This window comes from Deltaproteobacteria bacterium (genome assembly GCA_016931625.1).
Taxonomy (GTDB): domain Bacteria; phylum Myxococcota; class XYA12-FULL-58-9; order XYA12-FULL-58-9; family JAFGEK01; genus JAFGEK01.
The window spans coordinates 1-15,680 of record JAFGEK010000063.1; the positions used below are offsets into that span (position 1 = coordinate 1).

Annotated in this window: 14 protein-coding genes; 2 read left to right on the plus strand and 12 right to left on the minus strand. The window is 40.8% G+C overall.

The window, feature by feature from the left end:
* Positions 1 to 196 precede the first annotated feature (196 nt).
* From JW841_05450 to JW841_05465, 4 genes are read right to left on the minus strand one after another with little or no spacing between them, the layout of a single operon-like run.
* Entirely contained in the window at positions 197 to 1,246 is a 1,050-nt protein-coding gene (locus tag JW841_05450; protein ID MBN1960370.1) for a phosphotransferase, read from the minus strand.
* Positions 1,247 to 1,258: 12 nt separating this feature from the next.
* A complete protein-coding gene (locus JW841_05455) occupies positions 1,259 to 2,539 on the minus strand; it encodes an MFS transporter (GenBank protein ID MBN1960371.1) in 1,281 nt (426 codons plus the stop codon).
* Positions 2,540 to 2,593: 54 nt separating this feature from the next.
* Positions 2,594 to 3,955, minus strand: a complete 1,362-nt coding sequence (locus JW841_05460; protein ID MBN1960372.1) for a DUF4388 domain-containing protein — start codon at positions 3,953 to 3,955, stop codon at positions 2,594 to 2,596.
* An 8-nt stretch (positions 3,956 to 3,963) separates the two neighbouring features.
* On the minus strand, positions 3,964 to 5,616 hold the full coding sequence (locus JW841_05465) for an energy transducer TonB (protein ID MBN1960373.1): 1,653 nt from the start codon (positions 5,614 to 5,616) through the stop codon (positions 3,964 to 3,966).
* A gap of 321 nt (positions 5,617 to 5,937) precedes the next feature.
* On the opposite strand from JW841_05465, the gene JW841_05470 reads away from it, so the two are divergent.
* Together JW841_05470 and JW841_05475 are read left to right on the plus strand one after the other, a co-directional pair.
* The gene (locus JW841_05470; protein MBN1960374.1) at positions 5,938 to 7,119 is read left to right on the plus strand and encodes a serine/threonine protein kinase; all 1,182 of its coding nucleotides are present in this window, start codon (positions 5,938 to 5,940) and stop codon (positions 7,117 to 7,119) included.
* A 55-nt stretch (positions 7,120 to 7,174) separates the two neighbouring features.
* Positions 7,175 to 7,990, plus strand: a complete 816-nt coding sequence (locus JW841_05475; protein ID MBN1960375.1) for a PEGA domain-containing protein — start codon at positions 7,175 to 7,177, stop codon at positions 7,988 to 7,990.
* 48 nt (positions 7,991 to 8,038) lie between these two features.
* Here JW841_05475 and ptsP read toward each other — a convergent pair whose 3' ends face one another.
* The 8 genes from ptsP to lptB form a co-directional block, all read right to left on the minus strand.
* Positions 8,039 to 9,784 (minus strand): phosphoenolpyruvate--protein phosphotransferase, encoded by a 1,746-nt coding sequence (gene ptsP, locus JW841_05480; GenBank protein MBN1960376.1) that lies wholly within the window; start codon positions 9,782 to 9,784, stop codon positions 8,039 to 8,041.
* Positions 9,781 to 10,047 (minus strand): HPr family phosphocarrier protein, encoded by a 267-nt coding sequence (locus JW841_05485; GenBank protein MBN1960377.1) that lies wholly within the window; start codon positions 10,045 to 10,047, stop codon positions 9,781 to 9,783. The genes ptsP and JW841_05485 overlap by 4 nt, the downstream gene beginning before the upstream one ends.
* A gap of 8 nt (positions 10,048 to 10,055) precedes the next feature.
* Positions 10,056 to 10,481, minus strand: a complete 426-nt coding sequence (locus tag JW841_05490) for a PTS sugar transporter subunit IIA (protein MBN1960378.1) — start codon at positions 10,479 to 10,481, stop codon at positions 10,056 to 10,058.
* Positions 10,482 to 10,502: 21 nt separating this feature from the next.
* Positions 10,503 to 11,351, minus strand: a complete 849-nt coding sequence (rapZ, locus tag JW841_05495; GenBank protein ID MBN1960379.1) for an RNase adapter RapZ — start codon at positions 11,349 to 11,351, stop codon at positions 10,503 to 10,505.
* Entirely contained in the window at positions 11,352 to 12,305 is a 954-nt protein-coding gene (gene hprK, locus JW841_05500) for an HPr(Ser) kinase/phosphatase (GenBank protein MBN1960380.1), read from the minus strand.
* Between the two features lie 112 nt (positions 12,306 to 12,417).
* The gene (locus JW841_05505) at positions 12,418 to 12,855 is read right to left on the minus strand and encodes a PTS sugar transporter subunit IIA (protein MBN1960381.1); all 438 of its coding nucleotides are present in this window, start codon (positions 12,853 to 12,855) and stop codon (positions 12,418 to 12,420) included.
* A 77-nt stretch (positions 12,856 to 12,932) separates the two neighbouring features.
* Positions 12,933 to 14,528, minus strand: a complete 1,596-nt coding sequence (gene rpoN / locus JW841_05510; protein MBN1960382.1) for an RNA polymerase factor sigma-54 — start codon at positions 14,526 to 14,528, stop codon at positions 12,933 to 12,935.
* Between the two features lie 55 nt (positions 14,529 to 14,583).
* Positions 14,584 to 15,309, minus strand: coding sequence for an LPS export ABC transporter ATP-binding protein (gene lptB / locus JW841_05515; GenBank protein ID MBN1960383.1), 726 nt, complete (start codon positions 15,307 to 15,309; stop codon positions 14,584 to 14,586).
* Between the last annotated feature and the right edge of the window lie 371 nt (positions 15,310 to 15,680).

A 15,680-nucleotide genomic window follows, 5' to 3' on the forward strand; every position in this document is an offset into this window, starting at 1 on the left:
ATATTTAAAAGCATAAAAAAGATCTCTCACTACGTTCGAGATGACACCCATGTTTCGCCAGTATTTATTGAGAACTTACGCCAGACGAACTTAACCATCTGAAATATAATAGCTTTTATTTGTCTCATGCATAAGAAGATTAAAACCATCTTTATAAGCCTAATGCAATCTATTTTATCATTGGTAACAATATAATTTATTCAAAGGCTTTAATGATACATTCTTTAATGTCTTCTTTTTGTTCAGCTATCGAACGCGCAAGTGATAATTGCCCAGCAGCGCGTACAATATTATGTTCACTTGCACTTTTATATTTTTGATTATCCCAACCAAAATAATTTTCATTAATCGCATCAGCGCAAAAACGCGACGCTAATTCTAGGGTTATAGTTTCAAGTGCGGTTGGTAAAGCTAAAATTTCATTAGTAGTTAATAGATTATGAGTATATTTTGCATAACCATTGAGAGCCGCTGTAAGATAGTCAAGCTGCAATTGGCTAGTAGTAGAATTTTCACCGGCTGGATTACACCAAGAGCGCCAAGCATCACCTAATTCAGCCGGGATATTCATTGTAGCAAAGGTATCTAAATCAATTATAGCAATAGCTTTATCTGTGTTTGAAAAAATAATATTAGATAGTTTTAAATCGCCATGCACAAGACGCGGTGGCAAATTAGTAAATGGTTCAAGATCGCCACTACGGGCGAGTATTTCATCACCAATTTTTTTGGTAGTCATATAATTAGGATGAGATACACTATTAATGAGAGTGTTACGAAGAAATGCAAAATGGCGAGCACAATCATGTACTGCCGGTCTTTGGTGTTTGCAGTTGTATTTTAAAGTACTTAAAGCTTGATGAAATCGTCCAACTAAGGCCCCTGCACTTTCACATATTTCAGCATTATCTGCATGCTGATAAGTATTACCATCAATATAATTAAATAATCGCCAAACCCCCTGTGTGCTATCTGTGGTAAATAAATCACCGCTGTCAGTGCGTATCAGACGCGGTGTAATTAAATTTGCATTCTCTAGGTGTAAAGTAATCACTTCAATGTCATCATGCACCGAAGTGTTAAAAATGGGATTAACCCACTGCAGCACCCAACGTTGATTATTTAGTTCTACAAGATAGGTACGATTAATAAGGCCTACAATAAGAGGAAATAATTTAGCATCTTGTAAATGCCAAGCTTTCAGCGCTTCTTGAGCATAGCTTATTAGGTCGTTATGCGAATGCAAATAACTATCTCCTTAGCTTGATATTTTTTGCTTAGTAGTTCGCTGATAAGTACCAAACCAAAGTATCCCAGCCAGTAAAAAACAAGCAGGTACGATTAGCATCGCTTGAGCTAAATTGCTTTTATCAGCGACGGCACCAATTAGTGGTGGTGAAATAGCATCTCCTAAAACATGAATAGCTAAGATGGCGGTAGCTGATGCGGTAGCGCGAATGCTAGGGCGAACCGTATTAACTATTTGAGCGTTAACCGGGCCAGTGTTAGCAAAGATAAAAAGTTCGCCTAGTGCTAGACGCCATAAAAAATCTATCTGAGTCGTGGCCGTAAGCGCTGAAAAAGCCAGCCCTGCACCAATAACCATTGCAACAATGTTTAACCATGCATAACCATTAGGGCTACGTGCTTGGAGTAAGTCACCAATTGCCCCACCAAGTAAGGTGCCCAGAATGCCGGTGACTACAGTAATACCGCCAAAAATAAGCATGCCGCGCTCGGCTGAGAGATTAAAAGTAACTCGAATATAACTTGGCATCCAGTTAGCAAGCCCGCCAATAGCAAAAGTATAAGCAATATAACCAGCAACCGTCCATAGGTAGGTGCGATTATGCAGTAGTTCTTTATATGTTTGCGCTAAAGGAGTTTTTTTAAGTTCATCTTTATCATCAAAACGCCCACGTTCAGGATCACGCATAAACCATAATAGCAAGGCGAGTAATAAACCTGGTGCTCCAACAATAAAGAATGAATGGCGCCAGCCAAAGCGCGACCCTAAAACTCCACCTAGAATATAACCCAAGGCGCTACCTACTGGGATAGCAAGAAAAAAAACCGCCATTGCCCGACCGCGTTTGCTTTTAGGAACCAAATCTGAAAGCAGCGCTGGGGAAATAGTGGCATAGGCGGCTTCGCCTACACCAACAGTAGCACGAGCCGCAAAGATAGTAGCAAAGTTTTTAGCAAACCCCGCGAGAGCGGTAGCTACTGACCAAATGGCTACTCCTACCCCAATCCAGCGAGTACGAACGCCGCGATCACCACCCCAACCAAACACCGGGCTGGTTAGGGCGTAAACTAAAATAAATGCCGTTGCTAATAGACCAGATTGAAAATGAGAAATACCAAGCTCACGTTCAATATCAGGAAAAAGCGCTGCGATAATAAAGCGATCAATATAATTAAAAAGATTTACCAAAGTTAATAGGGTAATAGCGCCAATAGCTCTATTATCTATAGTTAGAGCAGTAGGATTTGAAGCATCACTTTTTTCTGTATCGAGATTTGAAGAATCGTGCATATATTAAGCTTTAAAGCGAGAATGGATACACGGCAAGTAAGTATCTATTTTATTTTACGTGATAAGCGGGCCTTCGCTCACCGTAGTTTTAGTATTATTATTAGGCACCATTTCGACAATATGAGCTGAAATAAGGCGGTAGATGATCCGTGCAACTTCAAAAGCGCTACCACCAACCGCATTAATAATATCTTTTACTCGTAAGCGACCATCAATTTTATTATATACTACTTGCTCTTCTTTAGTGAGATTTAAACTTCCGCTGCTTCGGTTCACGCGATGAGGTATTAAATCAAATGAAGGTAATACGGTTTCAATAAGGCCCCATTCATCAACACGACGATATCCTTCCATCAGCAACGCTTCCATGCTGACACCCAATTCATATTCAAGATACTCAGGCGGCAAGTCGACAGTATGATGAAAATAAAATCTACCACTACGCCAACGTAAAAGTTCATACACTAGTTCTGAAGATTGATGAAATAAGGCGCGGCGTAGTTGTTCAGTGGATAAATATCCTAACTGGACAATTTGGCGACCAAGACGACGAGTTGTACCATGTCGGTTTTGTAAAATTAGTTCAAGCTCGTTAGGTTCAATCAAATGTTCACGCACAAGAATAGTACCTAGTAAAAATTCAGCACCAACATTATCACCGATAACAAAACGTACCGCGCCGTTTTTATAGGCAATATTTATACGTGCTTTAGTTCGCTCAGCCGTTAATATACCAGTCTGACGTTGAAAGGCTAATGCCTGCAAAATGTCGGGCAGTGGTATTACCGAAATATCACCCGCTAAAGAAGGGGTACCTGGTAGTGACCTCATTACATCCCACAAACGACCAACTACTCGTTGTTCTAAGAAAATTCGTTCTAGTTGTGTAACCAGAGCCAAAGATACAACCTTAGCTTGAGGCTGCAGCATATTGGCAACACTTTGTGCTAAATTGTGAATATGATCTTGTGCCGTTGAAGTCGCAGCAGTTTCACTTGTAGAGGTACGGGGACGCTCATCAATATTTTCGTTATCTTTTCGCCCAACTAAATGTTCCACTAAAGCCAGCAGAGCTTCAGGAGTAAATGGCTTAGTAATATGGTCAGTGATACGAGCATCAGCCGAGATTGCTACCGGATCAGATCTATTAGTCATTAAAATTAACGATAAATCTATTAGATCTGGGTCAGTTGATAACTTACGACATAAATCTGAAATATCGACATCATTTAAAGAAGTATCGAGAAAAACTATTTTTGGTTCTAACCGTTTAACTGTTTCAAGTACAAGAGCACCTTCTGCAAGACAAGTAACATCATAGCCTGCCTGAGTTAGAACAGACTCCATTAAACGTAATGCTGTGGGTGAGTCATCTACGACTATAAGTGAGGGAAGAGGGGATGTAATATCAGTCATGACGCCCTCTAAGGCGACTTTTCAACCCTGATATTAAAAGTATATTCAAGTTCGATAGGTACACCATTGCGTGTTGCAGGTTTGTATTTACGCGCCTCAAGTGAGCGAATGACAGATTTTGCCATATATGGAAGCGAACGGATAACACGACAGTTTCGTACCTCACCTTTACGACCAATAGTACAAGCAACTTTCATATCACCATATATTTGGTGACGCATAGCCGCGTTAGTATATTTTATTTCTGGGCCTGATATGAATACCGGCGGTGTTATATTTGTTGAATTTAATTCATTTTTTTTACGGTTGTGCTGCGGCTGTGAGGTTTTAAGAGTCGTTGTAATTATGGTGTTTGGTGCCTTTTCATTTATCCCGTCTTTATCAGAATTAGAAGAAGCTTCATTTAATTCATCAGTTTGAGTATTTTCTTTTTCAAGTTCAGACGAAATATCAATTTTGGTAGATTCTTTTGAAAAATCTATATGTTCTGAGTTTGGTTTGGTTTTATTTTGCAATGCTGTTTTATCATTATTAGCTAAATTATTTGAATTATTATTGCTAAGTTGACCAAGCTCAGAATCATTTCGAGGTACTTGGGATTGATTTTGCCGAAGTAGCCAAAAAAACGTAACTCCTGCTGCAGCTAAAGCCGAAACTACCGCAACAAGAATCCATATTAACCATTTATGTTTTTGTCTTGGAATCTTAATAGAAGGAGCTTCATTATTGCTCTCTTGGTTAGATATAATACGTTGAGTTGGGCGAAAGTTTGGCCTTGCTATGACAGAAGCATTGTTTACACGTTCAGGGTTAGGCAGGGCTAATGGAGAAGATGGTGCATGATCGACTGTTTCAGCTAGAGCTGACAATAAGTCATCAGTGTTATTAAAACGGTCATCTGGAGAATCGGCAAGACCTCGAGTCACGATACTAGCGAGTTTATCAGGCAATCGTTGATGCGCTGCTGCTGCAACCATCTCACCATTCTCATTCACAATACCCGTTAGCATTTCACAGAGAATGGCGCTTAGTGAGTATACATCAGCACTAAATGTAATCGGTGCTTCAGGGTCACGTGCCTCTGGTGCAACATAATGCAACATACCTAAACGACGAATACGAATGATCAGACGATCACGGGGCAAACCAGCAAAATGAGGTGCGCCAGTAAGTTTGAGCACTTCGCTGGTAATAGTTGCACTATTAGGACGTATAGAACCGTGGGGGCCAAAAGGGGCAAGTGCGTTTAGTGCTAAAACCAATTGACCAAAGAGCGGTAAGATTTCTGCAACAGTAAAACTTAAGCCTTTAACAGCTCGAGCATCAATAATTTCACGAAGTGATAAACCATCAAGAAAGGGCATAGTATAAAAAACGCCGTTACGATCAAAGCGCAGTTCATACATGCGAACGAGATTAGTATGATGAATGGCCCGGCATGCTTGTACAGTTTCAAATAATCGCGCACGGTCGTCATCGTCACATATAAGCTCTGGGGCAATAAGTTTGAAGGCAACGTCAAGATCTACTTCGTTGTCACGAGCTCGTAAAAGCCAACCAGCAGCGCCAACGATAGCGGTAGGCTCGGTATGATAGCGAGCTGCAAATACACCATCGGTTGGCAACGGAGGAGCGTCCGTTGCAGTGAAAAAATCAGACACACCTACCTCAACTTCTGTCCAATGTGTATAGTTTCACTTCGGCCATACCCATAACTAGTGTCAAATGCAGATAAAAGATTATTTTTGCTGCACCAAAGTCAATATAAACTTCTTTTTGCGTAGCACATAGATGCAGGTTGCGGCAATGTTCTCTTTTGTGAATAGTAAGGTAATCTTACAAAAAACAAGGGTTTTTATATATTGCTATTGTTCTTTAATGCTTGGATAAACGTGGGTTTATCTTTTTTATTACTCATGATTTAGGTATTGATAAGGCTTTAATTATTTAAGCTTCTTACTAAAGAGAAAATTAATAAGCTGATGCTTGCGCGTTTTGGTGATTACTTACTTTTCGATCGTCTCAATCAAGGAGGTATGGCAGAGATTTATTTAGCAAAATCGTTTGGTTATCGTGGTGCTAATCAAATTCTCGTTCTTAAATGTATTCGCACTGATCATAGCACTGATCCTGCATTTGTTTCGATGTTTATCGAAGAAGCCAAACTTTCGGCGTTATTAAGTCATCAAAATATTGTCCGCACTTATGAGCTTGGGCGTGTGGGGGAGAGGCATTTTATTGCAATGGAGTACCTTCCCGGGCGTGATTTACGTTCGGTGCTTGATCGCATACGTATCCAGGGAAAGGTTTTTCCAGAAGAATTGGCCCTACATATTATTGCACAAACCTGTGAAGGGCTTGATTACGCTCATCGAAAAGTTAATCACGATGGTGAACCGTTAAATATTATTCATAGAGATGTGAGCCCTCCGAATGTTCTAATTGGTTTTGATGGGCAAGTTAAGCTTATTGACTTTGGTGTCGCCAAGATTTCAGCACGTAATGAACAATCGCGCGTATTTAAAGGTAAATATGCTTATATGTCCCCAGAACAAACTCGAGGAAGAATAGTCGATGCTCGTAGCGATGTTTTTTCTGCGGGAGTGGTTTTATTTGAATTATTAACTAGCAGAAGGTTATTTACCGGTCGAACAGAACTTTCAGTTATAGATAAAGTCAGGCATGCTGAGATTTACCCACCTAAATTGTTAAATCCCGATATTAGTGAAGAAGCAGAGGCTGTATTTTTACAAGCTACCAGTTTAGATCCAGATGATCGTTTTCAATCGGCTGGTGAGATGCGTGATGCCATTATTGGTATTCTTTTAAGTCGCAAAATGACAGCCTCATCTCGTCAATTAGCATCGCTGATGCGAGATATATTTGTTGAAGAGTTAAATATTGAAGAAACGCGACTTGGTGAATTACGTAGTATGGAAATGCCGGCTATTGTAGCTAATCTAGAAGAAATTACCGTTGCAACACCAAGCAATTCAGACAACGATATCGAGACTCAAATAAAAGAAAAGACGGATATTACTAAGAGGTTAGCAACACAACCATTAGTAAATTCTCAAACACGGTTGATTGATCATATTATCATGGTGGGATTAGTAGCTGTGATTTTAGGATTGGTAATTTTGCTAATAGTGTTGGCACATTAAATCATTCTTAATCAATTGGTTGCACCTATCCTTTAAAACCCACTAAAATGTAGAGGTGATTTCAATTAAACGCGGCTTTGCTATTTTTATTTTTTTGGCGCTCGCTACAGTAAAAAGCCAGCACGCAGTCACCAGAGAATGCTTTAGTATTGCAAATAGCAAAATTTATATAACAACAACACCAAAGTCTTCAAAGTTGATATTAGCTGAAACTGCGAAAACTTTTCCAGAAAAGGTTGAACCCAAGAAAAAACTTAGTATAGCTGTGCTGGAATTATCTGGATTAGGAATTAGCGATATTACAAAAAATCTTGAACAGTATTTGCGCAATAGCCTTGCAACTATTGAGGGCATTATTATTATCTCGCAAATTGATATACAAATGGCGATGCAAGATCCTAGAAACCGTACAATAGCTCAATGTGGTGGCAGGTTAGATTGTGCTTTTAAGATTGGTAAATTAGTATCTGCGGATGTGGTAATTCTTGGTTCTATAAGTGGTCTTGGCAATTCTTATAGTATCAACCTTCGCGCTCTTGATGTTGCAAATAAAAAAGAAATATCTCGCTATCAAGCAAGTGTTTCTGGGCGTAATCAATTGATTCCTGAAATTCGACTTGCTGCATATAAATTAGTCGCACCAGATAAAATTAAAGGTTGGCTAATCATTGATATTAAGACGAAAGGAATGACAATTGAAATAGATGGAGTGTTAATCGGTACTACTCCTTTTACAGATCCGATAGATAGTTTATCACCAGGTAAACACAAAGTAATTATTAGGCGTTCAGGTTATGCGCCTCATGCACAAGAAATAATTATACGTCCTTTTGAATCAACCAAACTGACCTTAACAGTTCAAACCAAGTAGGGCACTTGCTAGGCAGCGCCTATGCAAATCAGGGAGCAAGCAGCGCCCCTACTTGCCTTGCTGATGAAAAAAATCATTAACTAGGTCGTCAACATCTTGATGTGTTGCGCAAAGCAACGCTTTTTGTACCAATGCTTCGCAATCTTTCAATGATTGCTCACGAATTACGCGTTTAACTTTGGGAATTGATGCGGGACTACAAGATAAATGTTTAAAGCCTAACCCTAAAAGAACCGGGGCAAGATTAGCATCACCAGCCATTTCACCACATACTGAAACTTCAATACCGGTTTGTTTTGTCACTTTGGTGATCATATCTAGCATTCGCAATAATGCTGGATTTAGAGGATGATACAAATAATCGACACGTTCATTGGTACGATCAACTGCAAGCAAGTACTGCATAAGGTCATTGGTACCTATAGCAAAGAAATCACATTCTTTAGCAATATGCTCACATAATAATACCGCGCTTGGTACTTCAATCATCACCCCAAGCGGAACATTACGTTTAAATTCTTTACCTTCTTTTTCAAGACGTTTTTCTACGCCTTGAATAATTTCTTTAGCCATACGTAATTCGCCTACGCCAGAAATCATCGGTAGCAGAATACGCAAATTGCCTCGTGTAGATGCGCGCAACAGCCCTGCAATTTGAGCTTCGAAAAGATCGGGGTGCTCAAAACAATAACGAATCGCACGCAAACCAAGCGCCGGATTGGGTTCAGGTTCATGACCACGGGGGTTGAAAATCTTTTCTCCACCAAGATCGAGAGTACGAATAGTAACTTGGCGATCTCCCATTTCATCGAAAATGAGAGCGTAGGTACGATAGTGATCTTCTTCTCCTGGAGGATCGGTACGTCCCAGAAAGAGAAATTCAGTACGATATAAACCAACAGCTTCGCCACCACGGGCTAGCAAGGTAGCTACTTCGCTAGGTAGTTCAATATTGCCAGCAACATGGATTTGATGTCCATCGGTGGTATTTGCGGCAAGTGATTTTGCTTCAAGCAGATCAAGGTTTTTAACTCGGTACTGTTCTGAACGTTCACGACCTTCTTCAAGCTGGGTGCGTGACGGCTTTAGGACAACGATACCTTCAACACCATCAACCAGCAATAAATCGCCGCTGCCTGTTGCTTCAAGAATTCCATGAACACCTACAACCGCCGGTACTTCAAGAGCACGTGCGATAATTGAAGTATGAGAGGTTTTTCCGCCTACTTCGGTGACAAAAGCAGTAATACGATTACGTGATAATAATGCAGTATCAACTGGTGATAAGTCATGAGCGACAACAATGGTACCATCATCGAAATGACCGACATCGGTAATATCTACTGTTTGACCAGCGAGATTTCGTAGAAGTCGTTCGCCGACAAAGTCAATATCATCACGGCGTTCACGAAAATATGCGTCAGTAACGCGCTCAAAAAGACTACGCAGGCGAGCTAAAACGCGACTTACTGCCCATTCAGCATTTATTAGTTCATTGCGTATTAGACCAGTGGCTTCTTCAAACATCGCGCGGTCTTTGAGCATCATTTCGTGTGCTTCTAAAATAGCATGATGATCAACACCACCGCCGATAAAACGAGAACGTATAGATTCAAGCTGTTCAACAGATTTTGCAACAGCGCGATCTAATCGAGATATTTCGTAGTCAACTTGATCGGGCTGGATATGGTAGCGTGGCGCGCGTACTTGGCGTCGATCAAGAAGAAAGATGCGTCCTATGGCGACACCCGGGGAAGCTCCTATACCATGAAATACCCGGGGTTGATTATTCATTTGCCCTTCTCGAATCCATGCTCGATTAATTCACAAAGAGCGGTAACGGCCTTCTCGGCATCTTCACCATTTGCACTAATTGTAACTTCACTTCCTTTGCTTGCAGCTAGCGATAACACACTCATTATACTTTTACAGTTCATTTTTATGCCATTGCGCTCAATCCATATATCAGCGCGGAAGCGTCCAGCAAGCTGCACCAGCGCACCAGCAGCGCGCAGGTGAATACCAAGGTCGTTACTAATTAGCACGGTACGGCACAGGCTGTCGTTCACGTGCTTTTCTCCTCATTTGCAGATAAACCTAAAACTTCACTTGCAATAGCAATGGCACGAGCGCCATAATCTTTTACTTCACGTGCTGCTTCGTCAAGCGCAATATCACGGTGGCATTGTTGTAAGGCTCGAATCAACATTGGTAGGTTGGCACCAGTAAGTACTTCAACTTTTCCAGGTTGATGTAGAGTTAAACCAATATTTGAAGGCGATCCGCCAAACATATCGGTAAGGATTAGCACTGCCTGATAGCTGGTTAACTCTGAAATTGCCTGCCGTAAACGTGATTCAATAGCGTTTGAATCGTCGTTTTTATTAATACTCACAGCTTGTACTGGATCAGCATCAGGCACGACTAATAAAGCTGCCTCGATTAAGGCTTCAGCTAATTTTCCATGTGCTGCAACAATTACACCAATCACGACTGAATCTCTCCAGTTTTGTTAAATATCGCGATGACGACAATTAATCGGCATCACAGTTTTTAGACGTTGTTTAAGTTCACAAACCGATGCAACAGAGCGATGGCGACCGCCTGTGCAACCTATAGCAACTGTAAGATAGCGTTTGCCCTCTCGTTGGTATTGTGGAATTAAAAAGGATAAATAATTCACCGTTCTATTTAAAAAATCTTCAGCTTCTTTAGAACTTAGAGCATAGCGTGCAACCTCATTATCAAGACCCGTGCGTTCACGTAAAGTTGGCTCAAAATATGGATTAGGAAGAAAACGCACATCAAGAACAATATCAGCTTCAGCAGGTAGTCCGTGTTTAAATCCAAAAGATAAAAGAGAAATTGTTAAGCGATCACTGGCATTGAAATCGGTAAACTGTTCAATAATACGGTTACGCAATGCGTGCGGAGACATAAGTGAAGTATCAAGAGTATTATCGGCAAGCTCACTTAGGGGTTTTAAAATTTCTCGTTCACGTTCAATAGCGACACCTAGACCGCAACCATCATCTAAAGGATGCCTTCTTCTGGTTTCAGAGTATCGACGCATAATAGCTTCTTCTTTGGCGTCGAGATAAAAAACGCGTAAAGCAGTACCGTTTTGACGTAATCTAGTAACCACTTGCGGAACATTTTGAATTGAATTTCGCTCACGTATATCAATAACAAATGCTAAGCGGTTAACCCCGCTTTCAGATTTAAGCAATGTTATTAACTGCTCGACAAGCGCCAATGGCATATTATCAACGCAAAAATACCCATGATCTTCAAGAGCACGCACTGCGGTCGTTTTGCCTGAGCCTGATTGACCAGTAACTAGCAGTGCTGAAAGCTTCATTTATTCTATCTCCGCAGAAATTTGCTCAGGGGCATCAGCCAATTGTCTTTCAAGTGCTTCACGAAAACGTTTTGCGGCATTATGTCCTTGTAGTTTTAATAAGTGGTCTCGCGAAGCTACTTCAACAATAGAAGCAACGTTGCGTCCAGGACTGATAGGTAGCCTAACTTTTGTTACGGCGGCATCTAAAATATGTTCTTCTTGATCTTCTATACCTGTTCGATCGTAGTTGGTGTCAGCATGCCAGGTAATCATTTCAACAACTAATTCGATACGTTTGTATTCACGAACTGAGGCGGCTCCAAAAAGGTCTCTAACATTGATAATGCCAAGACCACGAACTTCCATGTGGTGGCGAGTTACCGGTGAACCTGTGCCAGTAAGCTGGTCTTTACGCTGTTTAATAAAAACTACATCATCGGCAACTAAACGATGCCCACGTAAGATTAAATCAAGTGCACATTCACTTTTGCCAATACCTGATGGACCAGTGATTAAAACGCCTACACCAAATACATCCATTAATACGCCGTGCAGCGCGATTTCAGGAGAAAGATGCTCTTCAAGAAAATCATGTACCCGAGTAATAAAGGCACCAGAAGATAAATGAGAGCGGAAAAGTGGTACGGCATGCCGTTCGGCGGCTTCTAATAAAGGTGTTGAAGGTACTAATCCGGTAGTAATTACGGCACCTGCCAAACCAGAATTAAACAACATTTCTATTGCTGAAGTTTGCGCTGGTCCTTCAAGTGTTTTTAGATATTCAGTTTCAGTGCGACCAAGAATTTGCAAACGATTGGGGCGTATTGATTGTACAAAGCCAGCCAAAGCAAGTCCTGGCTTTTGTACACGCGGATGATCAATAACGCGACCAAGACCGGCAGCGCCCGCGAGCAACTCAAGCCCAAGATTAAACTGCGTATCGTCACGCAGTGCCTTGGTCAGAATTTTCATTACCGGCCCATTCTTTGTTTGTATGTTCTACTAACTTGTTTTAAAGCAACTTATACTCATACTGCTTGGCCTTTATCGTGAGCCTTTCAATCATACAAGGCTTTTAAACAACTCAATATTTAGTGTCTTCTTCTAAAAAGGCATCATAAATTGCACTTGCATCAGGTAAATTCATTAGACGATCACGAAAACCAGCATTTTTAAGCAAACGCGCAATACGAGCTAAAGCCTTTAAATGTGTACCAGCTGAATTTTCTGGAACTAACAGTACAAATATTAGTCGTACTGGTTGTCCATCAATGGCATCAAAAGCAATACCATTGCGGCTACGACTAAAGGCTGCGACGAGTTTGCTAAGACCGCTAATTTTCGCATGCGGAATAGCAACACTTTCGCCAACTCCAGTAGACCCTAATTTTTCTCTAGCAATTAAGGCATTATAAACAGCCTCACAGCCCACTCTTTGTAGCTCTTCGCTACGACAGAGATTTGCTGAGAGATCTTTAATTAATGATTCTTTATCCCCGGCTTCAAGCTCTGGGATAATCATAGAGGGCTGCAAAATTTCAGCAATCTTCACTACACCACCAAACTGGCCTCAGCGCTTAGCTTTTTTCAAAAAAGCAGCTAAAACATCTGACGCCGCTTCGAAGAAGATGGGATACGCATCATCTCGCGGTATTTTGCGACTGTACGACGCGCGATGTTTATCCCATGTTTTTTTAATCTTCCTGCAATTTCTTGGTCAGAACATGGAGCCTTTGGATTCTCCTCATCAATAAGATGTTTTATATGGTCGCGTACCGATTCACTCGCTACGTTTTCGCCGTCGGTACCATGAATTGATGAATTGAAAAAGTATTTTAATTCATAAATTCCCTGTGGAGTATGTACATATTTATTGGTCGTTACCCGAGAGATCGTAGACTCATGCATTTCTAAATCTTCAGCAACATCTTTTAAAATCAATGGTTTAAGATGTGAAACACCTTTATCAAAAAAGTCACGCTGAAATTTTAAGATGCTTTCCATTACCCGATAAATAGTACGCTGGCGCATATGAATAGAACGAATTAACCAAGCGGCACTTTTTAATTTGTCTTGGATATAATTTTTGGTTTCTCCACCAGAATTAGATAACGCGCCACGATAATAATTAGATACTCTAAGCCTAGGCATACCATCTTCATTGATTTGAATTACATACTCATCGCCAACTTTATAAACATAAATGTCTGGCGATATGTACTGCGGTTCGCGGTCAGTGTAAATGCTACCTGGGCGTGGCTCAAATTGCGCGATCGTTTTAACGGCTTGAGATACTTTTTGCAAAGAGACGCCGAGATCTTTTGCAATAGCACCAAAATTACGTTTTTCGACATTTTTTAAATGTCGGTCAATTATCGCGGTGATTAAAGGATCGTCGTAAGCTAAATGAGTAGCTTGAATTAATAGGCACTCACGCAGGTCTCTTGCACCAACACCCACGGGATCAAGTTGTTGTATTTCAGCTAACACAATAGCAACTTCGTCAATAGTAATCTCTAATTCATCAGCAACATTAGCGACAGCATTTTCGGCTAAGTAACCATCTTCGTCTATTTCTTCGATTAGCAATGAGGCAATATGAGTTTCAGTTTCTGAAAAATCACCCATTTGTATTTGCCAGCGTAAATGCTCGGCCAAAGATAGAGACTTAGTAAGCGTTGATTCAAAAGGAGGTAAGTCATCAATTCCACTAGGGCTGACAGATGCAGGCAGTGAATAGCTGTACGAGTCGAGATAAGCTTCCCAGTCCATATCATTATTAACTTCATTGGCAGTGGGTTCGGCGCTTGCTCCTAATTCAGTAGCATTATCATGTGCTGCTTTTATGTCAGATAAAATTTCAATAGCATCATTTACTTCAGTATTACTTGGTGAGTTTTCGCTACTTTCGTTGTTGTTTTGTTCAGGGTTCGATTCATCATTGAAGCTGTTATCATTGTCTGCTTGTGTTAAAGAGAATCGATCATCAGAATCACTAGACTCACTAATAATTTCAGATGAGTCATCACTACTGTCGGTAGGTTCTTCAAGAACTGGATTTTCTTCAAGTTCTTTTTGCAGAACATCAGCAAGCTCAAGATGCGAGAGCTGTAATAGTTTAATGGCCTGCTGCAGCTGTGGAGTCATTACCAGCTGCTGGGTCATCTTTTGTTGTAATCTAAGATCAAGTCCCATGATACCGCTGTATATGATAGCTAAAACAAGCAGCCACTCCAAATATGCTTTTAGATTAAAGCTTAAAATCTTGTCCCAGATAAGTACGTCTAGCCTCTGGGTCAGCTACAATTTGAATGGGAGTTCCAGCTAATAAAATTGCTCCTTCAGAAATAATATATGCACGATCACATATACGTAGAGTTTCTCTAACATTGTGATCGGTTAGTAATACACCTATACCACGCTCTCGCATAGTCATAATAAAGCCACGAATTTCAGCCACCGCAATAGGGTCAACTCCAGCAAAAGGTTCGTCAAGCAAAACCACTTTGGGAGAAGGGATTAAAGTGCGCGCCATTTCAACTCGTCGGCGCTCACCTCCTGATAATTGTGAGCCAAGATTATTAGCGACCGTCGTTAAATTAAAACTTTCGATGATTTCTTGGGATCTACTTTGGCAGTTTGTACGATTGAGACCCTGGGATTGTAAAATAGCAATAAAGTTATCACGTACACTAAGTCCGCGAAAAACCGTCGGTTCTTGCGGAAGATAGCCAAGTCCTAAACGAGCACGCTGATAAAGAGGCAGATGGCCCAGTTCATTTTGATCTAGTCGGACATTACCAGCATCAGGAGGCAATAGGCCAGCTACAATATTAAAAGAGGTGGTTTTACCGGCCCCATTTGGGCCAAGTAAACCAACTATTTCTCCTTTTGACACATCAAATGAAACATCACGCACTACGCGACGACGTCGATACGATTTTGATAAGTTTTCAGCAATCAAAATAGGTGGCATAGGTGGCCGTTCTTGTAACAGGATCATTAGCTTACGGCTAGTCGCCTGAATTGTTTTGCTCGTAATAGCTTTATTGTCTCATGCTGGGATGGTTAAAACCCTCGCCTGAAAGAAGACGGCTTTAGCAATTTTTAAAGGCAACCACCATGTAAACATGGTGGTTTTGTTCTTGAAAAATGTGTTGCTAGTAAAAAATTGACTATTACTATATGAATAATGAATTGGTTTTAAAACACGCCAAATTAGTCGACTTGGGTCGACTGGCGCGTTTAAGAACCCACCGTCTTAAGCTGACTCTTAGTCTCATTTTTCACTTTTATCGGAATTGGATTCCTACTTTCGTAGGAATGACGAGGAGTTACGTAAAACTC